Below are 22,228 nucleotides of genomic sequence, written 5' to 3' on the forward strand. Positions count from 1 at the left end.
TTTAATGAGGGTCTTTATGAAAAATATCATCCTTGTAATAGGCGAGGAGATCCGCTACGACGCGGCCTTGATGAGCTATATTTCTCGCAGCTACGAACGTGTTTTTGGGCGGATGGACGATCTGAAATTCTTAAGCGAAAACGATAAGGTTTTGCCCTTCGCGCTTGAAAAGATGATCGATTCGTACGATTTTATCACGATCTTTGCGGCAAACTCCGCCTACGCGGTCGTCGGTAAAATTTTATCGACGCTCTCTTTCGATTCGCTCGAGCTGAAAAACGGAGAAACCTTGGCGCCCTCGATGGCGCGCACGGTGGCGAAAAACAGCTTCCTGCTAAACGTCAGAGGTTGCTCGGTAAACGTGATCAAGGCGCTTTGCTTGCAAAGCCTGCCGCCGATCCTCCAAGACGCGCCGAACGCGGGCGAGAGCTTCTATATTTTTGATTGCGAATACGAAAACGTAAAGCAGCGCCTAGAAAGCCTTGCGATCAGCTATAAAATTTCGCTTACGATCAGCAGACCCAGCTCTTTTTTGCTACTCGTGCGCGCCAGTGCGATGAAATTCGGAGCGCTGGATGCGTTTTTACAAAGCGTCGGCAAGTATTATGAGAGCTGCTACATCGAAGGCGGCGATTTTATGGGCTTTGTGGTGGATAGGCTGCGCGAAATAGGCGCTAAGATCACCTTTGCCGAAAGTTGTACCGCAGGGCTCATCGCCGCAAAATTCGGCGCGATCGCGGGCGTGAGCGACGTTTTCGACGGCTCGCTCGTAAGCTACGCCAATGAGATAAAAAATCTCTGGCTCAACGTGAGCGAAGATACGCTCGCTCGCTACGGCGCGGTAAGCGCGCAGACCGTGGGCGAGATGCTGGAGGGCGCGCTGCAAAGCAGCGGGGCAAGCTTTGCTCTTGCGGTAAGTGGTATCGCGGGCCCCGGCGGCGGAAGCGCGCAAAAGCCCGTAGGGACGGTCTTTATCGGCGCGAAGGAGCAGGGCGGTAAACAGATCGTCGGGGAATTTCATCTAAATGGCGATCGAAACTACATCCGCGAACAGAGTGCCGATATCGCTATCTGCTTGCTTTTGAAGCTTAGAAGCGATCTGTTTTTCGGGCGGCTTCCAAGCGCGATTGCAAGGGATGAAATTTAAAAGGAGCGGATTTTGAAAAGACGAATTTTGAAAGGGTGCGGAGGCGATTCGGCGCAGAATTTTATCCGAGCGAGCGGCGAGCTGGGCTTTAGACGGCCGCGAAATTTTGTTTTAGCCGGCGGTGCGCGAAATTTTATCTCAGCGGGTCGCGCTAGAAATTTTAATTTTATAAACGATTTTAGTTTTATAAATGCGGCGCGAAATTTTACTTTGGCGCTAGCCGCGATATGTATTTTAGGCGGCTGCGACGGCGGATCAGACGCGCAAGATCGCGAACAAAACGCACGCTCGGAGCAGAATTTTAGCGCGGGTAATCAAGGGCGAAATTTTAATAAAAGCGCGGATAGTTCGGGGCAAAATTCCGTTCAAAGCTTTACACAAAATTCTATACAAAGCTCCGCGCCGCAGGGCTTTGAGAGCAAGCAAAAATCCGATCTAAATTCCACGATAGACGAGCTTGCGAACGATGCTAAAGTTTTTGGCGAGGCCTTGCAAAATTTGCAGAAAAAAGCGCCTGAAGTCTTGAACGATTTCACCGCTCGCAACGCCGATAGGACCAAGGATCTGCTAAAGCAGGGCGAGGCGGCGGCGCGCGAGGCGGGCAAAAACCTCGATAAAATGGGCGAAAGTCTGCAAGGCATCATCAAGGATGCAAACGAAAGTATCGGTAAGGTCTTGGAGGGCTTTGGCGTGCAGCCCAGACAGGAGCTGCGCGGCGGGCGCTCGCAGGAGCGCGATGATAATTCAGATCCTGAAGAGGCGGCTGGTAGGCAAAGTTTTAGAATTTAAGCGCGGCTAAATTTCGCTTCAATTTGTTTGTTGCGGCGAATGCTTGCAGAGAAGCGATGCTAAATTTTATTAAAATTTCCCCTGCGCGGCGGCTTCGTTAAAATTTTACTCGCGCGAGCCTCCGCAATGGAATATGAATATTTGCAAAGAAGTAGTAAACCTCTGTAAAACGCGACGAGTGCCCCCAGGGCGAGCATTTCTAAAATAAAGCGCGAGTAGTGAATGAAGTTTGGAATTCAAAGCTCCGCTCTTTGAAGTTGCTGTAAAGATAAGCAGGCAGCGGCTGGTAAAGCTTTAGAATTTAAGGCTGCTTGCGATAAAACAAGAAAAATTTTACGAAGTAGGGCTATAATGCGCCCCGCAATTTCAAATTTAAAGGATAGAAATGAAAACTCTCATTATTTTGGCTCATCCAAATATCGCAAACTCGCTCGTAAACCGCCACTGGAGGGATGCTGTGCTAGCCCATCCTGATAAGTTCGAGCTTCACGATCTTTACGCGCTTTATGCGGATTTTAAAATCGATGTGGAAAAGGAGCAAAAACTGCTCGAAAGCCACGATAAAATCGTGCTTCAGTTTCCGTTTCGTTTTTCAAACTGCACGCCGCTTCTTAAGCAGTGGTTTGAGGATGTTTTTACGCGCGGCTGGGCTTACGACGGAGAGGATGGCGGCAAACTTAAGGGCAAAAAATTCGCGCTTGCGATCTCACTTGGCGCGACCGAGGCAAACTACTCTAAAAACGGCATTGTGGGCTTTAGCGTAGATGAGGTGCTAGCGCCATTTAAGGCTACGTTTAATTTCGTCGGCGCGATTGCGCTACCAAATTTCGTCTCGTACGGCTTTACTTACGATAAAAGCGAGCAAGCCGTAGAAAATAGTGCGAAAAATTATATAAAGTATTTAAATAAGCTTTAAATTCTTTGTTTTTCTAGCCGCCCGCCGCGCGTAAAGCTTTAAAATTTTACGTAAGTGGCGTGGCGGATTTTTTAAAATTTTCGCTCAAAAAGCTCAAATTTAATCCTAAAATTTTTAAATTTTACCCCAAAATTCCGCTCACGCTTCGTATGTGATCTTAAATGAAATTCCAAGCAAAATTTCGCGTCTAAATTTGAGCCCCGCTCTTAAATTTTAAAATTTTATCAGAGATTTTTTTATACAATTACGGCTGAAATTCGGCCCAAAAAAGGAGAGGGAATGTATAAGCTAAAGCATCTTCTTAGCGCGCAGGATCTGAGCCGCGAGGACATCTACGACTTCATTGATCTGGCGCGCGAGTTTAAATCGCTCAACCGCAGCGATATCAAAAAATCCGACTCGCTTCGCGGTAAGACGGTCATAAACGCGTTTTTTGAAAACTCCACCCGCACCCGCACGAGCTTTGAGATCGCAGCCAAGCGCCTGGGCGCGGACAGCGTAAATTTCACGGCTGCGGACAGCAGCACGAAAAAGGGCGAGACGCTGATCGATACCATCAGAAATATGCAGGCGATGCGCACGGATATATTCGTGCTGCGCCACAGCTGCTCGGGCGCGGCGAAATTCGTCGCGGCCAACTGCGACGCATCGATCGTAAATGCGGGCGACGGGCTGAACGAGCACCCGAGCCAGGCGCTGCTGGATCTTTTTACGATCAGCGAGCACAAGGGCAGGATCGAGAATTTAAACGTCGCGATCATCGGCGATATATTCCGCTCGCGCGTGGCCAGAAGCGACATCTGGGCGATGAAAAAACTAGGCATAAACGTGCGGCTCTTCGGCCCTCCGATGATGCTGCGCGACTGCGACGCGTTCGGTTGCCCGATATGCAAAAGCGTAGAGGAGGCGATCGAGGGCGCCGACGTCATCATTATGCTTAGAATACAGCTCGAGCGGCAAGACGGCGAGCCGAGCTTCCCGAGCGTGCGCGAATACTCGAAATTTTTCGGACTTACCGCTAAGAGGATGCAAGCAGCGAAAGAGGGCGTCATGATAATGCATCCCGGCCCGATCAATCGCGGCGTGGAGATCAACTCCGACGTAGCCGACGATCCGCGCTATAGCTGCGTTTTAGATCAGGTAGAAAACGGCGAGGCGATGCGAATGGCGATACTTCATACGATAAATTTAAACAGGAGCGCACGATGAAAATTTTGATAAAAAACGGCACGATCGTTAATTGGGGCGGCAGCGAGGAAGCGAACGTCCTGATCGAGGGCGATAAAATTTCAAAGATCACGCGCGAGTGTCCCGCCGCAGACCGCGTCATAGACGCTGCGGGCAAGCTCGTGATGCCTGGGCTCATCGATATGCACGTGCATTTTAGAGACCCGGGGCTCGAATACAAAGACGACGTCGTCAGCGGCAGTGAAACCGCGGTCGCAGGCGGCGTGACGACCTGCCTCCCGATGGCAAATACCAAGCCCGTAAACGACAACTCAAGCATTACTCGCGCGATGATCGCTAAGGCTAAACAGCGCGGGCTTATCGATCTGCTACCGATAGGCGCGATCTCGCAGGACTGCAAGGGCGCAAAGATCGTCGAGATGGGCGATATGCTGGAAGCCGGCTGCGTGGCTTTCAGCGACGACGGGCTGCCCGTGACCGACAGCTCCGTGATGCGACAGGCGCTCGAATACTCCGCGCACTTCGGCTCATTCGTGATAAATCACAGCGAGGATTGCTCGCTTTGCCACGGCGGCGTGATGAACGAGGGCAAGATAAGCGTGATCCTCGGTCTAAAGGGGATGGCGAGCGAAAAAGAGGAGATTATGATCGCACGCGATCTGCTGCTTGCCAAAAAGACGGGCGGGCACATCCACATCGCGCACGTAAGCTCGGCGTGGTCGCTAAAGCTCATAAAGCAGGCTAAGCGCGAGGGTATCCGCGTCACCTGCGAGGCTACGCCGCATCATTTTACCTTCGACGAGCGCGAACTGATGGGATACGATACGAATTTTAAAATGTCGCCGCCGCTTCGCACTCAAAGCGACGTGCAGGCGATCAGAGAGGCGCTTAAAAGCGGTTTGATCGACGTCATCGTGACCGACCACGCTCCGCACAACACCGACGATAAATTCGTCGAATTCGACCATGCGCCGTTTGGAATTTTGGGGCTTCAAACCCTCGTGCCGCTTACGCTGCGGCTCGTAGAGCAGGGCGTTATCGGCCTTGAAGACATGGTGCGCCTCTGCTCGTTTAATCCAGCTAAAATTCTAAATTTAAAGGACAAGGGCGAGATCAAAGAGGGCTTTTTGGCCGACGTCGCGATCATCGATCCGCAGATTTCCTACGTTTACGACGAGGCGCTAAATAAGTCCAAATCGCGCAACTCGCCGCTTTTCGGCAAGCAGCTTACGGGCGCTGCGGTATGCACGATCAAAAGCGGTCGCGTGGTCTATGAGTTTCCAAATGTCGTAGCGTAGGGCGCTTTCGGCGTAAAACTTGCGATCGGCGACTTGCGGATGAGCGGCATTCGTAGCTCAAATGGCGCTATTGCTTAATTTTAAATTTAGCTAGTTTGAACGCAACGGCTTGCTTTTAAAATTTTGCAGTGCGATCGGTTCATTTTAAATTTGATGGCAGCGTAGGCGCAGCAACTTGTCTTTAAAATTTCATAACGCGAGCGCGATTGAAATTTCTTTAAAGCGGTTTGTCGTTTTTGGAGTGCGCGTAAATTTGACGCACATCGCCTTGCTCATGCCGCTCGTGGATTTCGGCTTCGGAATTTTACCGACGTATGCGGCATTTGTAAATTTATAACGGCACCTTTTTCGATGCGGCAGCTGCTTTTAAAATTTCACGTTCGCGGCGGTTGGGAATTCTATCTTTGCGCAGATTTGTTTTTGCTTCACGCGCAAATTTTATCGTGATTAAATTTGTCGCTAAGGCGCAAAATTTTAAAATTTTGCCGCCGCTAGCTTTTGGCGCGGAGCATAAATAATCCGCCGCATGAACGGGAGCGATCGAAATTTAAAGGATATCTATGAACGGCGAAATATATCTCTCGTGCGCGCTGTGCGTCGCGCTAAAATCAGCTCTGAGCGGCAATCCTAAGCCGCCGCCGCAAGATCAAAAATATATAAAATATTTAAATTTTGAGTTTGTAAAGGAGCATTTCCGCACCGCAGAGGGTGTGAGCCGCGCAGCGCATGGCGGCGTAAACGACGCAAGTAAAGCTGCGGAGCAAAAAGATGCGTACGGCGCAGTGCAGAGCAGTGCGACGGAGGCAGTGAAACAAAAGCGCGCGAACAGCAAAGAAGCGGCAAATGAAAAAGCGGCGAGAAAAAAAGGCGCCGACGAAAGCACGGGCTCGCCGTTTCTACAAAAGGCGCATAAATTTTTTACCGAGCAAGTCGCGCAAAAAGGGCGCGAGGACGAGCCGATCTCCGCACGGCGGCGTTGGATAGAGCAGTGCCTAAAGCTCGGTTTGAAGGACGCGGGGCTTAGTATTTTAACTTTCGCAAAAGATAGAGCGCTTTTGGGCTTTTCGGGGATGAACGTAAACGGCATCGTTTGCCGCTTCGAGGACTTTGACGGCGTTTTTACGCCTGATTGGAAATACGATCGCGACAAAAAGGCTTGGTATGTGAAATACGTCGAGCGCCTTTGGCGCGGAATGCCGCGGAATGCGCTAAACGCGCGCGATAACAGCGCAGAATTCGAGAATGTTTTAGTGCAAATCATGGATTTTGCGAGCAAGATAGGCTGCGAAAACTTCGCGCAGACGTTTGATAATGCGCTTAAGACGCTGCGGGGCGAAGTCGCTGTGGGCGAGTATTACGCCGTTTCGTTTGCAGCGCTGCCGCAGCCGAGCTTGAGGGCGTTTGCCGCGGCGGGGATCGCCGATGTATTCGGTGCGATGGGCTCTTGGGATGATGAGCCGCCGTCTATGGCGCAAGAAATGGGGCTCGGGGGCGAATACGACCGCCTCTCGGACGAGCTCTTGGCGCAGAAAAACTTAGCGATTTTGTTTGCGATAAACGGCTGGTAGGGCTTTGGCACAAGAGCTAGAAAGCGCGCTAAGCCTCTATCGTCGCGGGCCTATCAAACGCCGTTACGCTCGGCAGTTCGCCTTTAAATTTCTCGATCTGCACCATACTTGTGTGCGCAGTGTTGCTTTGCGAGAGCTGCGAGCTCGGTACGTCCTTGGTTAGTACGTTTATGTTGCCGTGCTTGCATAGGCTGCGCTCGCCCCAGACGGCGGGATCGTACCACGCGCCCTCGCTCACGATCACGACGTTATCTTGCGCGGTATCGCTTACCAGCGCGCCGCAGAGGATCTCGCCTCGGTCGTTGTAGATCCTCACTACGTCGCCCGTTTTGATGCCGCGCGCCTTTGCTGTGGTGGGGCTAATTAGCGCAGGTTCGCGGTTCGCGATCTCGGCGTAGTTGCGGATGAGCGAGTTGTTTAGCTGCGAGTGGAGTCTAAATTTAGAGTGCGCGCCGCTGATGGCGATAGGATACTTGCTCACGTCGCCGCCCAGCCACTCAAAGGGCTCCATCCACGTCGCGTGCGGCGGGCAGTCGGGATATCCTAGCTTTTCTACCGCCTCGGAGTAGAGCTCGATCTTACCCGACGGGGTTTTTAGCGCGTTTTTCTCGGGATCGGCGCGGAAGTCCGCGTAGTTTGTGAAGTACCGCTTTTTCTCGTCCACTTGATCAAATTTAACGTAGCCCCTTTGCCAAAACTCCTCAAATTTCGGCATCGCTATGCCCATGCCTTCGGCTTGCTTGGCGGCGTTTTCGTAGATCTCGCGCACCCACTCAAGCTCCGTTTTACCCTCGCTAAAGGCCTGCTCGTACTCCTCGCCCCACTGCGCGCAGATGAGCCTCGCGATCTCAAAGTCGCTCTTACTCTCGCCTGCGGGCTTTATTAGCGGCTTAATCGCAAAAAGGTACTCGCTAGTCGAGTTTGCAAACTCTATATCCGTGCGCTCGCATTCTAGCGCTGCCGGCAGCACGATGTCGCTGAGTCTTGCCGTACTCGTCCAAAAAGGCTCGGTGGTGATGATTGCTTCTATCTTTTTCATCGCTTCGACCGCGCGGTTGGTGCCCTGGTGGCGGGTGAAGGTCGAGCCGTTGGCGTTAAACATCACGCGGATGTGCGGCATGACATATTTTTTGCCGTTGCGCTCGATTTCTTTGCCCGGCTCCATGATCGCGTCTATGAGCCTGCTGTTTGGTATCTCGTGGTATTTGGCCTTAGCTAGCTTGCCCTGCGGGGCGATGTATTTTTCGTTTATCGCGGGATTAAAGGCCTGAAGCTTTGGCGCGATGAAGCTAATGTCGGCATTTTTATGCATCTGATCGTTCATCACATAGCCGCGCCCTGTCTTGCCGATGTCGCCTAGCATCGCAGCTAGCGCGATAAGCGCCCAGTACGCCATCTCGCCGTGGTGCTGTCGCTGTATCGCGTAGCCGGTAACTATGAGCGTGTCTTTTTTAGCCAGCGTACCCGCTAGCTCTTTTAGCTCTTTTTCGCTCACGCCGCAAATTTTACTCGCCCATTTTAGATCCTTTTTCACGCCGTCTTTCGCGCCGGTGAAATACTCTTTAAATTTATCAAACCCGACCGTGTAGCGCTCTATAAATTCCTTGTCGTAAAGCCCGTTTTCGTAGAGATATTCGCAAAGTCCGATCAGCATCGCCGTATCGGTGCAAGGGCGCACGGCTAGATACTCCGCGCCGAAATACTCCGCCGTTTCGTTGCGATAAACGTCGACGCTGTAAATTTTCATCTCGTCTTTTTTAAATTTCTCTTTCATGATCTCGTAGTAGGCGTAGGAGTTGTGCATCGGTACGCCGATGGCGATCTTATTTGACACGACGGGATTCGTGCCCCAAAACACGATCGTTTTAGCCTCCTTTACCACGCCCTCCCAGCGCGTAGGATTATGCGTCGGATCGATAGAGCCGGTCACGTGAGGCAAAAACGCCGTCGCCGCGCCGTATGAGTAGCCGCCAAGCTCGCTCACGTAGCCTCCTAGCGCGTTTAGCATGCGCTTTGCGGTGCGCTGCGAGTGGCCGACCTTACCGAGGCTGCCCCACTGATAAAGCTGCCCGTAAATGGCCTCTGAGCCGTATTTATCGAAGTTTTCTTTTAAAATTTTAGCGCTTAACTTTATCGCCTCGTCCCAGCTAACGCGCACGAAGGGCTCTTTGCCGCGAAGCTGCGGCTTTGGATTTGAGGGATCGGCTAGGAAGCTTTTGCGCACGTAGGGGTATTTCACGCGCGTTTCGTTTTGGATGTGATCGCTTAGGGCGTTGTTTAGCACCGTTGGCATCGCGTCGCCCTCGAACGGCTCGGTGCCAACGACCCTGCCGCCGATGGTTTGGACGTAAAATGCGCCGAATTTATTCGCGCAAAGCCCCATCTGCTCGTCAAATATCGCTTGCGCCGCCGCATCAAACTGCTTTGCCTGCGCTGAAGCCGCAGCCAGCGCGCCTAGTTTTAGAAAGTCTCGTCTTTTCATGGTTTTTCTCCATTAAATTTAAATTTGTTTGTTGGTTTGGTTTAAATTTAGCGGGATTTATGAGGTTGAGCTTTGCATAGTTTGCCTTTAAACGTATTACGCGACCTCGCGTCTTGGCGGCTATTTTACGAAATTTAGGCTTAATTTGCCATTTATCTATGGCGTCGCGATGGAATTCTATTAGAGCTAAGCACTAGATAAATTCCGCCGCGACTATTTGGGTCAAAAGCTATACGTAAGGCTTAGATTAAAGGTGCGCGGATCGCCGTAGATCATTCGATTAGAACCGATGCCCTCAAAATAGCGCTTATCGGTTATGTTATCGACGTTTAGCTGCACATCTAGGTTTTTACTCGCTTTGTAGCCTAGCATTACGTTTGCAATCGTGTAGGCTTTCTGCTCGATCCTGCCGTATGGCGAGTCGGAATAAATCTTTGAGCGATACATCGCACCTGCGCCGATTCTAAATGTGCCGATCTCATATTTTGCAAAAAGATTTGCGCTGGTGCGGGAGGAGTCGCTGGCGTAGATATTGCCGTCAGCGTCTTTGGCTTTGTAGTGCGCTAGCCCCATGCTTAGGCTTAGCGCATCGGTGATTTTACCGTTTACATCCGCTTCAAAGCCCCTGCTGGTTACTCCGCGACCCTGCCTGTAAGCGTAGGAATTTGTGCCCGTGATATACTCGTCGGTGCGGATGCCGAGCTTATCTTGGATGATCTTAAAAACGCCCAGGCTTGCTTGCAGATCGCCGTCAAAATACTCGCCTTTGATGCCCGCTTCGTAGTCCTTGCCTTGGATGGGATCAAGATATTTATTGTTTTTGTCCTTGTAGGTTTGAGGTTTAAAAATACTCGTATAACTTGCATAAAGGGTATGATGATCGTCTAAATCATAGGTGATCCCTGCATATGGAGTAATTTCGCGGGTAAAATTTCTATTATCTGCTCCACCTGTAATTTTATATTTATAGTAACTCATCCGCGTTCCTAATAAGAGCTTTAAATCCTCGGTGATTGAGAGTTTATTCGCGGCATAAATTGCTTTTTGAATAGTTCGATCGGCATTATTTTGATCTACATACGGTAAGCGTGGATCTTCAATATGAAGGTCGTTAAAATTTATTCTAGTACGCGCGGCATAAGCAAGGCCTGCCGGAGTGTTTCGACTATTCCAGTAGCTACTTACGTTATCAGATCCTTTTTTGTAGAGATTATACATCGCACCAAATACAAATTCATGATCTTGTTCGAAAAATTCATAAGGGATATTCACATAGGCATCGATATTGTGGATATTCTCTTCGCGCTTGTTAGCATAAACGCTAAGATCGGCGACGTTTCCGATGCCGCCAGGGCCTACCCTGCCGCCATAATAGAGCAAATTTGAATCGGTATGAGCACGACGAAACGAATAACTCAAGCTTAAACTCGCCTCGTTTGAGAAATATTGTTTAAAATCGGCATAAAAATCAAGCGTAGAGATGTCGTATCGCGTCCAAGACTGAGAGAAAATTTTGTTTTTGCCGAAGTGCGTGCGCGTGCCGTCCGAGTTAAACGCGGGCATTCCGCCCCAGCGCGTGCCATGTCGGCGTAGAGTCTGATAAAATGAGCCAAAGCTCAGCCTTGAATCGTCCGTTACATCGATATCTAATACGCCATAAACGGCAGTATTGCGACGATTGTAATAGTCCATATAGGAGTGCGATCGTTCATGCATAAACGCTAGGCGTCCGCGCACCGAACCGCTTTGATTGAGCGGGCTTTGCACATCGGTTTTAAGCCCGTATTTGTCGTATGAGCCGCCGTTTAGGCTGATGTATCCTTTTGGAACGGCGGAATCCGCGTGCTTACGAATAAAATTTAAACTCGCGGCAGGATTTCCTGCGCCTGCTAATAATCCGTTCGCACCCTTTACTACCTCAACGCGCTCATATGGCAGTAAATTTAAATCGTTCGCCCCGAGGCTAAAACCTCCGAAGCTAGGCATCGAATCAAGCAGATAATAATCTATGCTAAATCCGCGCGCCGTAGGATAGAGCCTCTCATCCATACGCCCGCTCGTAATGCCCGCGATATTTCGCATCAGCACCTGATAATCGGTTATCCCCATATCTTTTAGTTTGGCTTCGGTCACCACGGTAAGAGACTGGGGCGTTTCTCTTGCCGTAAGATCGAGCCTGGTGGTACTTTTAACGAGCTTTCTAGCCTCATAATCTCTGTCGTCGCGACGGAGCTTTTGGGTATCTTGCACTTCTATGGTGCCTAAGTCCTCCGGGGTGCTCGCAGTGGCGTTATTTTCCGCATAAAGCGAAGTTAGCATATTTAATGCGACTACGAGCGAAAGAGATACTTTCTTCATAACTTTCTCCTTTTAGAATTTCTATTTTTTAGGGTTATGTAAAATCCGCAAATGCTTAAAAATAGGGGCGCAAGCCCCGCTAAAAACCATATAAGCTTCGTTATTGCGCCGTATGAGCCCGCATGGGCGCGACGAAAGCCGTCTTGAAGTTTGTCCGAAAAATCCGCATCGTTTATAAAGTCCGCTTTTAAAATCTCGCCTGCATCCGATATCGTGATACGGCTCGCGTAAGGGCTTTGAAGCGGGTTTTGCCCCGCCTCGAAGCCGTATACGGTAAAAGCGCCGCCCGGACAGAGCGGAAAGGCGATATAGGTGGAGCGAAATTCTTTAAATTTAACCGCTATCCGCGCTAAAGCCTCATCTAGCGTCGCAAGATTTTGCGCCGTTTTCATGCTTACCGCCCCGTTTGATGCTGCGACGGTGGAATTTCGCTCGGTCTTAAAATTCTGCAAGACCGCGCCGCATGGATTTGCGAGCGGCTTGTAAGTTACCGCCCTTAGCTCCCACCATGCTCCGCTTATAGCTATAGCAAACATTACGGGAGTGCTCGCGACTCCGATTAGGCGGTGAGTGCCGCGCATAAAATATATGGCCCGATCTAGCCTCAGCGAGAATAAGTTTTGCCAAAATTTTTTGTAGATAAAAAAGCCGCTAATGCCGATAAGTAGCGCGCTAAGCCCCGCGATACCCGTAAAAATTCTACCGCCGCGACCTAAAAACAGCTCCGCGTGCAGTTTATTTATCGCGCCGATAAAGCCCTCATCTCGCGGCATGGGCGCGCCTTTAATCTCGCCGCTAAAGGCATCTAAGTAAATTATGATCCGCTTTTGCAGTTTCTGAGAGGAAAGTCTGATTTTATCGGTCTTTAAAGGATCTTGCGCGATGCTCCAGCCCATGATCGCGTACTCTTTAAATTTGGATTTTATCTCGGATTGCAGGGTACTAAATTTCATTCTAACGGGGAATTTCGCTATGCTTTCTTGCGTCCTAAACACCTTGTCTTTTAGCAAAACTTCATTGATCTGCTCCGCGTAAACTAAAACCGAGCCGCTTATAGAAATGATTATAAGGGGTATGCAAAATATCAAAGATAGCCACAAATGAAATTTGCGCGAGATTTTGCGAAAGGATTTAGACAAAATTTTCCTTTTTTTGAAAATTATTTTAATTAAGGCGGTGTGATTTTAGTGAAAATTGTATTAAAGCATCTTGAAAGTCATTATAATTTTTTAGCTAAAATTTTACGGCGTAAAATTTGCTTGAATGATTTATCTATAGAAATTTTAAAAGCTATTTTAAAATTTTAAGAGCCGAGCGAATATTAAAATTTTCGCGCACAGGAGAGTTTAAATTTAAAGCAAATTTCGGATTTTAAAATTTCAATATCACGCAGGGTCGTGTTTGGGTTGCAGGCGTGGACGATCAACGACTCAAGTCGCTTGCAAATTCCGCACTCGCCAAAAAAACTCTGCGTTGCAGCGATTTAAATCTTTAATCGCGAAATTTGCAATTACGCGATTAAAAGAATTTACCGATAAGCGCGTATCCCCACAGCGCGGCGTTGAGAAATAGGCTCATCATCACCGCCGTGCTTGCGGTGTCTTTGGCGCCTTTGGCTAGCGGGTGGATTTCGCTCGTGGCAAGATCGACCGCGCGCTCGACGGCTGAGTTTATGCACTCAGTCACGAGCGTAAAGACTGCGCCGAAGATCAAAAATAGATTTAGCACCGCGCCGAAATTCCAAAAAAATAGCGACAGCAGAAGCGGCACGAACACGCAAAGCTCGAGTCTAAAGCTACGCTCGCTGCGCAGCATCTCGGCAAGACCCGCCATCGCGTAGCCCCAGTTGGCAAAAAATCGGTATTTGGGCTGATTGCGCATAATTTTCCTTTAAATTTAGTCAAAATTTCGTATAATCATACCAAAATTTTTGCGCCAAAGGCTAAATTTGAAACTGATTAGTTGGAATGTAAACGGACTGCGCGCAGTACTCGGCAAAGACGGCTTTGCATGGCTTGCGGAGCAAAACCCCGATTTTTTGGGCTTGCAAGAGATCAAGGTGAGCGAAAAGGACGCTCCGAAAGGGCTTTATGAGCTCGGATTTTCTCAGATCGATCTAAATTCCGCTGCTCGCGCAGGCTATTCAGGCGTGGCGAGCCTGGCAAAATTTAAAAGCGAGACGAGCAAGGCGCTGTTTTTCCCAGACGATGAGGGGCGCGTGCTGCAGCACCGCTTCGGCGATGTCGTGCTTTTTAATATTTACTTTCCTAACGGCCAAAAAGACGAGGCGCGGCTAGCTTACAAGATGGAATTTTACGCGAAATTTCTAGCCTATGCGCGCAGCCTCGCGGAGCAGGGGCTCGGAGTGATATTTTGCGGCGACGTGAATACCGCGCACCGCGAGATCGATCTCGCAAACCCCAAAGCAAATTCCAAAATCTCGGGCTTTTTGCCGATCGAGCGGGCGTGGCTCGATGAGGTCGAGACAGCGGGCTTTGTGGACACTTTCCGTGCCGTGCACGGCGAGCTGCGGGACGCCTACTCGTGGTGGAGCTACCGCTTTAACGCGCGCGCAAAAAACGTAGGCTGGCGGATTGATTATTTTTTCATCTCGGCTAATTTGCGCTCGCGGCTAAAGGACGCTTTCATCCTAAGTGACGTGATGGGTAGTGATCACTGCCCCGTGGGTATCGAGATCGAAATTTAGCCGGGGCAACTTTCACGCCTGCAAGCTTTGATCTTGCGCGACTGGCGGATAAGGTGCGCGTAGCTTTGCAAGCTAATGCGCGGATTTAAAGAGGTGGTGCGTAAAAACTGCGCGATAAAATTTTAAATTTAAGGAGAGAAAATGTTGAGCGATATCGAAATAGCAAATGCGGCGAAGCCGGATAAAATTTCAAACGTTGCGAAAAATTTGGGGCTTAGTGAGGATGAGATCGAGCTGTGCGGCCACTACAAAGCCAAGCTAAATATCAAGCCGCGCTCGCGCGCTTCGAAGCTTATTTTGGTCACGGCGACCAATCCGACGCCGTTTGGCGAGGGCAAGACTACGACCTCCATCGGTCTAGCCGACGCGCTAAAGCGTCTGGGCAAAAGCGTCTGCCTTGCGCTGCGCGAGCCCTCTTTAGGGCCGGTTTTTGGTATCAAAGGCGGGGCTGCTGGCGGCGGGTACTCGCAGCTGGTGCCGATGGATGATCTAAATTTGCATTTTAACGGCGATTTTCACGCCATCACCTCCGCAAACAATCTCATTTCGGCGGTCATCGATAACTCGCTGTATCAAGAAAACCCGCTAAAGATCGATAAAATTTTATGGAAGCGCTGCATGGATATGAACGACCGCGCGCTGCGCCACATCACCGTTGGGCAGGGCGGGCGCACCGACGGAGTGCAGCGTGAGGACGGCTTTAATATCACTGCGGCTAGCGAGATAATGGCGGTTCTGTGCCTCTCGAACGATCTTGCCGAGCTTAAGGAAAATATCGCAAACATCATGGTCGCCTACGATACGCAGGGAGAGCCGATATACGTGCGCGATCTGGGCTGCGCGGATGCCGTGGCGATCCTGCTAAAAGACGCGATAAAGCCAAATCTCATCCAGAGCCTAGAGCATACGCCTGCGCTCGTGCACGGCGGGCCTTTTGCCAATATCGCGCACGGCTGCAACTCCATAATGGCGAGCAAGCTCGCGCTCTCGCTTGCAGATTACGCCGTGACGGAGGCGGGCTTCGGCAGTGAGCTCGGGGCTGAGAAATTTATCGACATCAAGTGTCGCCGCGCAGGCATCGCTCCAGATGCTGCGGTGTTAGTTAGCACGATCCGCTCGCTTAAATACAACGGCGGCGCGGATAAAGAAAGTATCGCGAGCCCTGATCTTGCCGCGCTTCAAAAAGGTATCGTAAATTTAGGCGGACATATTGAAATTTTACAAAACTTCGGGCTAAATCCGGTCGTGGCGCTTAACCGCTTCAGCTTCGATAGCGACGAGGAGATCGCTTTCGTGCGCGAGTACTGCAAGCAGCGCGGCGTGCAGATGGCGATTTGCGAAAATTTCGCCAAAGGCGGCGAGGGCGCGCTTGAGCTAGCCCGTCTCGTCATAGATGAGTGCGAGCGCGCTAAGGAGCTGAAATTCGCCTACGAGCTTAGCGACGATACGGCGAGCAAGATCGAAAAGATCGCCGTTAAAATTTACGGCGCGAGCGAGGTCGTTTTCGAGCCCGAGGCGCAAAAGGCGCTACAGCACATCAAGGCTTTGGGGCTTGAGCGGCTAAACGTCTGCATCGCAAAGACGCAGTATAGCTTCAGCGACGATGCCAAGGCGCTTGGGCGCGCGCGCGGCTTTAAGCTTAGCGTTAAGGACCTTCAGATCCGTACGGGAGCGGGCTTTATCGTCGCCGTCTGCGGCAAGATAATGCTTATGCCGGGGCTGCCGAAGGTTCCTAACGCGCTAAATATGAAGATTACGGATGGGGGCGTCATAAGCGGGCTGGCGTGATCTGAAATTTTATTTTAGGCGCTCAAAACCAAAGCCGAAAATTCCGCGCTTGGGCGGTAAAATTTAGCTGCAAGCTTCGGCGGCGATAAATTTTGCTTGTAGGTTGAGACGAGTTTATCGCGCCCCGGTTTTATCACGTCATGGTTTTACTACGCTCGAGCTTTATCGCGCTAGGCTTTAGCCAGTTGAATTTTGATTAGTCGGATTAGTCGGATTTTGGTGCGCTGGGTTCGTCCCGCGGAATTTCATTAAATTTCGCGCAAGATCTACGCAGAATTCGGCGCGAAACTTGCGCGGGTTTGCATTTGAAATTTTGCTTGCGAAATTCCGCGCAAAACCGGGCGCAAGATTTTAAACCGAGCCGCTCGTGAGTTTGTGAGCTCATCGCGGCAAGATTCTAAATTTCATGTCGAGCGCACCGTGAAATTAATCCGTCGGTCGCGCAGCAGATCGCCGCACGATCTAAAATTCGCGCTTGCGCTGCGACATACGCCGCCGTGAGTTAAATTATGCGACAGGCGAGCTAAATTTTACGCTCGTACGATCAGTCATGTTGGCAGAGGTTTGCAGAGCCTAGATTAAATTTTACACACCGCCGTGCATCGCCTGCGGTGGGTGCGGATTCTTGATCTGTTCTGTTTGAAAATGCACGGCAGATATAAACCGTGCGGCAGTAGAGCTAAATTTTACGAGCCGATGCGTCGCGTCATGAAATTTCGTGCTGCTCGCTGCGAACTAAATTTGCGCGACGACTATATGCCGCTGCGCGCTCGTAAATTAAACTGCACTACACGCGCCAGTTGCCTGATTGTCGCGCGGGATTGAAATACGCGCTACTGCTTGTCTTAAAATTTAGATCGCTGCACGCCGCGCCATAGCTGTCGTAAAATTTTAAATTTCATGCTGTGCGTACGTACGAGCTAGCTGTGAAATTTAAAATTTCACGCGGCCGCGAAATTTGCTGTGCGTTATGCCGTATCGCGCATCTTCGCGAGCCAAATTATGCGCTGCTGCGGAATTAAAGTCTTGCATACCCGCTGCTACCGCTCGGGCGCCGTATGCCTGGCGACTCCGTTTTGCGATCCGTTCGCGCCGTATTTGTTGCGGCAGTTATGTAAGTCGCCGCACCGCAGTGCGAGATTTCGCGTCGAGCTCTATTTTAGAGCTTTGATTTGCAGCGAGATTTTACGGCGCGCAATGGCGCTAAATTCCATCCTGCGTGAGATTTTGGAATTTTAAAATTCCCTTTCGCGGTATAATTGTATGAAATGCAAAATTTGCAGGATTTTAATAAAGGAATTTTAAAATTTATGCGGCGCGGCTTTGTGGCGCGTCCGCAAGAAAGGAGCGATCATGGACAAGCTGGATAAAGAAGAGCTTGCAGAGGCGTTTGTCGCTAGGCTTAAAGCACTAGCGCGTAGCGGCGGCGCCGATCTGCGCGAGCTTGATCGCGAGTTTTATGGATTTAGCGTGAGGCTTGGCGTGCGTTACGACTTTGCCGGCAAGTTTAGCGTCTCGCAGATAAGTGGCGGCGAGCGCGCGCAGCTGCATTTCGCTGACGTCGCGCAGTTCGAGGCTCATGCGCGCGAGTGCCTACGCGCGGCAAGCACTGATGCGGAGCTAAGCGAGGCCTTTACGCTACGCCTGCGTGCAGACCCCCAAAAAGCCGCTACGAATGCGGATCAAATCATAAAATTCCACGATTTTAAGCCCTTTAGCGTTCAGCTGCGTTGCGAACATTGCGGCGGATCTGGCAGGAGGCGCTGCAAAGCTTGCGAAGGCGCAGGCAAGACGCCGTGCGCTAACTGCGGCGGGCGCGGGCGCTTGATCTGCCCAGATTGCAAGGGCACCGGCGGCTATAGCCGTGCGGCATTAAGCTCTACGGGCGCTCACGTGCACGATGCTTCTAAGAGCGGTGCCGCAGGCTCTGCGTCAAATTCTATGGGCTATCGCTTCATTCCCTGCGCTAGCTGCGGCGGTAGCGGCTCGCGCATTTGTCCCGCTTGCGGCGGCGCAGGCAGGCTGCGCTGCGAAAAGTGCGGCGGTGCGGGTGATTTTCGCTGCGAGCACTGCGATGGGCGCGGGTATTTCACTCGCACCGGCAAAGTATCCGTTTATGCCCGCCCGAGCGTCAGTATAGGCGCTAGCTCGCAGGTTTTCGGGCGCGAGCTGCTGGAGTTTTTATGCAGCAAGGGCGTAGGTTTTGCAGCACGCAGACTTTTATTTCGTCTAAGCTCGCTGCGATCGGTGCAGGGCGGCTGCGAAGCGGTATTTAGCGCGGAGGATGAGTTTTTGCGCTTGAGTTTTGCCGTCTGCGGTAAGGCTTACGATGCGGCGTGCTTCGGTGGCGTGACATTCATAAGGCCCAACTTTTTTGACGAAATTTTTGCGCCAGAGCTTGCGGCGGCACGTGGTGCGCCCGCTAGACTAGGGCGGGACGATGCGCAAAGCCTTTTTGCACTGTTTTGCGCGAAGCCTGCGCTGGATGCGGCGATGCGCCTAGCCAGTGCTAAGCTGCGCGGCGAGATGCTAAATCTTGATCAGTTGCGCGGCTCGGATGGACATTTTAACTCTATAAATTTTGCCCGCAGCGCGGCTGGTCGCGACGCTTTGAGCCTTGCAAAAGACGCTTTTCGCAAAGAAAATCTCGAGGGCGGCGCGAGCGTAAAATTTGCGGGCACGAAATTCGCGAGCGCTTCGGCGAATTCTATGGGCGCGGAAGATAATCGCTTGGGGTTGCGCGGAGAGCAAGGCAGGTTCGCAGGAGGAGTGAGCGGTGGCATAAAATTTGCCGGGGCGGATCTTTTGGAAGGTGGAGAGAATTCTGCCGGCGATTTTGAGGCTAGGCAGCAAGGAAGCGAAGCTCTCGCGCAGAATGGACCTAATTTTGCCGGCTCGCAAGAGGGCTTAAGCGACACTTCTGATCGCGCCGCGGAGGGTCTTTGCGAATTACGCGGCGAGCGAGATTACCGAGATTTAAGCGCCTTGGGTGCTGAAAATTCCGCAAATTCCATAGACTCCGCCGCAATAAATTCTGCAAATTCCAAAAATCTTGCCGCTGCAAAATTTAAAAATCGCGCGAATACGCAAGATCCTGCCGCGTCAAATTCTAAAATTTCGCCCTTTGCGCGATTAAAGAAGTTCTTTTTCCCGCATTCTTTGCGCGAGGATTGCGCTCAGAGTTTTGCCGCGGCGATTATGCGCGTTTGCGAGGGCTTTATTTCGCAGCAATGCGCTCGCGATTTGGGCGGAGCGATGGCTGGGGCGCTTGGCGTGCTAAGTCCACGCTATGACCGCGTAGTGTGGTACGTAGGCGGAGGTATGCTTATCGCAGCGGCTACACTGGCGTGCGAGGGCTGCTTCGAGATGATCTTTGCGGAGCATTATTTTTGGGCACTCGCGTGCGGCGTGGCAATCGCTGCTGTGGGGCTGTTAGGCGGAGGAGTGCTGTGGCTGGCAAGCGCAGTGCGGTGCGCTGTAAAAGCTCGTAAAATTCCGCGAGAGTATCGCTGTGGCAGGGGTGGCGCGGCGTTTGCTCGCTTTTGTAAAGCTCTGCTCTGCGCCGTTTTAGCTAGCGCAATCTACGGAGGCGCGGCAAATACGGGCTACGTGCCGAAAACCGGCGCAGCGGGGCTGCTGCGAGGGTGGATGCCTACATTTTTTGAGGACGAAAATTCCGCTTCCGCGAGTGATGGCGTAAATTCTGCAGACGAAAATTCTACGAGTGCAAGCTCTAACGGCTCTGAAAACCCTGCTTCAAATTCCGCTTCCGGGGCGACTAAGGATTCCGCTGCGATGCAAAAGGATAAAATTTTATATATCCAAAAAAGCATCGGAGTGAGGCAGGATGGGATTTTTGGCGCACGCACGCTAAAAAAGGCGAGAGAGGTTTTGGATCAAAACCTAAGCGGCGTCGATGAAATTTACGAGGCGCTAAAAAGCAAAGAGCGGGCGAGAACGAACCCGAACTCTAGCGATCAAACTGCGCCTTAACGGTAAATCCGCGCCTTAGGCTTAGCGCGCGATTTTAAAAAACGAAAAGGACGAAAATGAAAAATAAAATTTTAATTCTAGTATTCGCTGCGGCGCTTTCCGCAAATTTTGCGCTTGCCGAAAAATTTGAAATCACCGCAGACGATATAAGCCGGGCTACAAAATCCTGCGATAAGGGCGATATGAAGTCGTGCGGGGCCTTGGCGCAAATTTACAATTATGGCTGGGGCGTGCCGCAAGATCTGCTAAAGGCTGCGCCGTTATATGTCAAAGCTTGCAAAGGCGGCGATGTGGAGTCGTGCGTAAATTTAGGCATTTTGTATCAAAGCGGGGAGGGGATGCCACGCGATGAGGCAAAGGCGGCGGAGCTGTTCGACAAAGCCTGCGATGACGGGCACGCGATAGGCTGCAGTAACGCGGGCTCTGCGTATATCAGAGGCAGAGGCGTGCGCAAAGACGCTATGAAGGGCGTAGGTTACTATGTGCGCGGTTGCGATATGGATATCGCGGATAGCTGGGCTGCGTGCTTAAATTTAGCGCGTCTTTACGAGGGCGCAGATAATGCAAAAGCCGCGCAGTACTACAAAAAGGCCTGCGAGCTGGGCAGCAAGGATAGATTTATGAGCTCGGTAGCGGAGCATGAGCAGATATGGAAAAGCTCATGCGAAAGCTACGAGAGGCTTAAATAGCCCGCAAATCTATGCCTTGAAGCAGACCCTCGCACTCGCCGTGGTTACGGAGTAAGAACCATAGCAGATTTCGCATAAATAGTGCAAATCTAAACATCAAGTATCCTGTAGAAGCGGAAACATAACGACGCAAGCTCTTAGCGGGCTCGTATTTTAGGAGGCAAGATAATGACGCTAGCGGCTGATCCGCCACGTTACGCCGCTGATCGATCGCGGCGTGTGCGACGCCGCAAAAGCGGCACGGCGCGATCCTATATGACGCTACGCAAAGCTTAGCTCTGTATGAAACCTATAAATTTAAAAGCAGCGCCGCATACGAAAAGCTCGCTCGCATAAGCCGAATATGTTCCTCTCCGCTGCCGCGCACCACACTTACGGCGCAAAAGCTATTCCCGTAGCGGGACATAGAGCACCTAGAGGCTTTGCGCGAGTTTAATCTACGAATATTCCCCGTGCCGCTAATAAAATGCCATTGCTGGCTCGTGCTCTCGCGCCTGCTGTGGCTGTGCGGCATGAACCCTAGCGGCGCAAGCGCGAAGCAGAACGGCGGCGCGCGCTTGATCTGATGCCGTCGCTGCTGGAAGCGGACACGACGGTGATCGCGCACGGCTTCGTGCTGCGCGTAATACGCCATAGCGCGCGGTAGGCGGGCTACCGCCTGATATATCGCTTTTGCGAGGGCTGCTTTTGCGTAAAAATTTGGCAGCGCGCCGCGTAAAGATACAGCTCTGCGCGAAATTTTGAAATTTTGCGTTTTGTAAATTTAATGCGCCGTTTGACAGCTGTCGCGAGGCGGCGAAATTTTATAATGTAATAGGCGCCGCTTTTTGAATGCGGATAGCCCGCCACCGGGAAGTAAAATTTAAACCATACGGCGCGAGGTCGTTTTCGAGCCCGAGGCGCAAAAGGCGCTGCAGCACATCAAGGCTTTGGGCCTTGAGCGGCTAAACGTCTGCATCGCAAAGACGCAGTATAGCTTCAGCGACGATGCTAAGGCGCTTGGGCGCGCGCACGGCTTTAAGCTCAGCGTCAAGGACCTTCAGATCCGCACGGGAGCGGGCTTCATCGTCGCCGTCTGCGGCAAGATAATGCTGATGCCAGGGCTACCGAAGGTTCCTAACGCGCTAAATATGAAGATTACGAGCGAAGGCGTTATAAGCGGACTGGCGTGGAATTTTATTTTCGGCGCGTCCATTTTTTTACGCGCCCGCCTTGGGGTTTAAGCTTAGCATTCGCAGGTACTCAGATGAGAGAGGAGTGGAGTTGCCGATTTGCAAAATTTGGCTGAATTTGCTCGCTTGCGGG

Annotated in this window: 15 protein-coding genes and 1 pseudogene; 12 read left to right on the plus strand and 4 right to left on the minus strand. The window is 51.3% G+C overall.

The window, feature by feature from the left end; genetic code table 11:
* Window positions 1-16 precede the first annotated feature (16 nt).
* The 7 genes from Q0323_RS06400 (at window position 17) to Q0323_RS06430 (ending at window position 6,906) form a co-directional block, all read left to right on the plus strand.
* Entirely contained in the window at window positions 17-1,147 is a 1,131-nt protein-coding gene (locus Q0323_RS06400; RefSeq protein ID WP_298052697.1) for a CinA family protein, read from the plus strand.
* 12 nt (window positions 1,148-1,159) lie between these two features.
* Window positions 1,160-1,936: a hypothetical protein gene (locus tag Q0323_RS06405; protein WP_298052698.1), complete on the plus strand. Its 777-nt coding sequence runs from the start codon at window positions 1,160-1,162 to the stop codon at window positions 1,934-1,936.
* Window positions 1,937-2,321: 385 nt separating this feature from the next.
* On the plus strand, window positions 2,322-2,852 hold the full coding sequence (locus tag Q0323_RS06410) for an NAD(P)H-dependent oxidoreductase (RefSeq protein ID WP_298052699.1): 531 nt from the start codon (window positions 2,322-2,324) through the stop codon (window positions 2,850-2,852).
* Window positions 2,853-3,131: 279 nt separating this feature from the next.
* On the plus strand, window positions 3,132-4,061 hold the full coding sequence (locus Q0323_RS06415; protein WP_298052701.1) for an aspartate carbamoyltransferase catalytic subunit: 930 nt from the start codon (window positions 3,132-3,134) through the stop codon (window positions 4,059-4,061).
* The gene (locus Q0323_RS06420; protein ID WP_298052703.1) at window positions 4,058-5,338 is read left to right on the plus strand and encodes a dihydroorotase; all 1,281 of its coding nucleotides are present in this window, start codon (window positions 4,058-4,060) and stop codon (window positions 5,336-5,338) included. The genes Q0323_RS06415 and Q0323_RS06420 overlap by 4 nt, the downstream gene beginning before the upstream one ends.
* Before the next feature lie 175 nt (window positions 5,339-5,513).
* On the plus strand, window positions 5,514-5,675 hold the full coding sequence (locus Q0323_RS06425; RefSeq protein WP_298052705.1) for a hypothetical protein: 162 nt from the start codon (window positions 5,514-5,516) through the stop codon (window positions 5,673-5,675).
* A 223-nt stretch (window positions 5,676-5,898) separates the two neighbouring features.
* Window positions 5,899-6,906, plus strand: coding sequence for a hypothetical protein (locus tag Q0323_RS06430; protein ID WP_298052707.1), 1,008 nt, complete (start codon window positions 5,899-5,901; stop codon window positions 6,904-6,906).
* 28 nt (window positions 6,907-6,934) lie between these two features.
* On the opposite strand, the gene Q0323_RS06435 is transcribed toward Q0323_RS06430, so the two are convergent.
* The 4 genes from Q0323_RS06435 to Q0323_RS06450 form a co-directional block, all read right to left on the minus strand.
* Window positions 6,935-9,388 (minus strand): molybdopterin-dependent oxidoreductase, encoded by a 2,454-nt coding sequence (locus Q0323_RS06435; protein ID WP_298052710.1) that lies wholly within the window; start codon window positions 9,386-9,388, stop codon window positions 6,935-6,937.
* 222 nt (window positions 9,389-9,610) lie between these two features.
* Complete coding sequence (locus tag Q0323_RS06440; protein ID WP_298052713.1) at window positions 9,611-11,746, minus strand: TonB-dependent siderophore receptor; 2,136 nt, start codon at window positions 11,744-11,746, stop codon at window positions 9,611-9,613.
* Window positions 11,743-12,885 carry a PepSY domain-containing protein gene (locus Q0323_RS06445; RefSeq protein ID WP_298052716.1) on the minus strand — a complete coding sequence of 381 codons (1,143 nt, stop codon included), beginning with the start codon at window positions 12,883-12,885 and terminating at the stop codon, window positions 11,743-11,745. The genes Q0323_RS06440 and Q0323_RS06445 overlap by 4 nt, the downstream gene beginning before the upstream one ends.
* 379 nt (window positions 12,886-13,264) lie before the next feature.
* Window positions 13,265-13,627, minus strand: a complete 363-nt coding sequence (locus Q0323_RS06450) for a diacylglycerol kinase (protein WP_298052719.1) — start codon at window positions 13,625-13,627, stop codon at window positions 13,265-13,267.
* Window positions 13,628-13,694: 67 nt separating this feature from the next.
* On the opposite strand from Q0323_RS06450, the gene Q0323_RS06455 reads away from it, so the two are divergent.
* The 5 genes and pseudogenes from Q0323_RS06455 to Q0323_RS06475 form a co-directional block, all read left to right on the plus strand.
* Window positions 13,695-14,453 (plus strand): exodeoxyribonuclease III, encoded by a 759-nt coding sequence (locus Q0323_RS06455; protein ID WP_298052722.1) that lies wholly within the window; start codon window positions 13,695-13,697, stop codon window positions 14,451-14,453.
* A 141-nt stretch (window positions 14,454-14,594) separates the two neighbouring features.
* Window positions 14,595-16,241, plus strand: coding sequence for a formate--tetrahydrofolate ligase (locus tag Q0323_RS06460; RefSeq protein WP_298052724.1), 1,647 nt, complete (start codon window positions 14,595-14,597; stop codon window positions 16,239-16,241).
* A gap of 1,353 nt (window positions 16,242-17,594) precedes the next feature.
* Window positions 17,595-20,234, plus strand: a complete 2,640-nt coding sequence (locus tag Q0323_RS06465; protein WP_298052727.1) for a hypothetical protein — start codon at window positions 17,595-17,597, stop codon at window positions 20,232-20,234.
* Between the two features lie 56 nt (window positions 20,235-20,290).
* The gene (locus tag Q0323_RS06470) at window positions 20,291-20,923 is read left to right on the plus strand and encodes a tetratricopeptide repeat protein (RefSeq protein ID WP_298052730.1); all 633 of its coding nucleotides are present in this window, start codon (window positions 20,291-20,293) and stop codon (window positions 20,921-20,923) included.
* A gap of 878 nt (window positions 20,924-21,801) precedes the next feature.
* A pseudogene (locus Q0323_RS06475) lies at window positions 21,802-22,146 on the plus strand (formate--tetrahydrofolate ligase); the annotation flags it as partial.
* Window positions 22,147-22,228: the final 82 nt, after the last annotated feature.

Origin of the sequence: uncultured Campylobacter sp., from assembly GCF_938030145.1 — a bacterium.
Classification (GTDB): Bacteria; Campylobacterota; Campylobacteria; order Campylobacterales; family Campylobacteraceae; genus Campylobacter_B.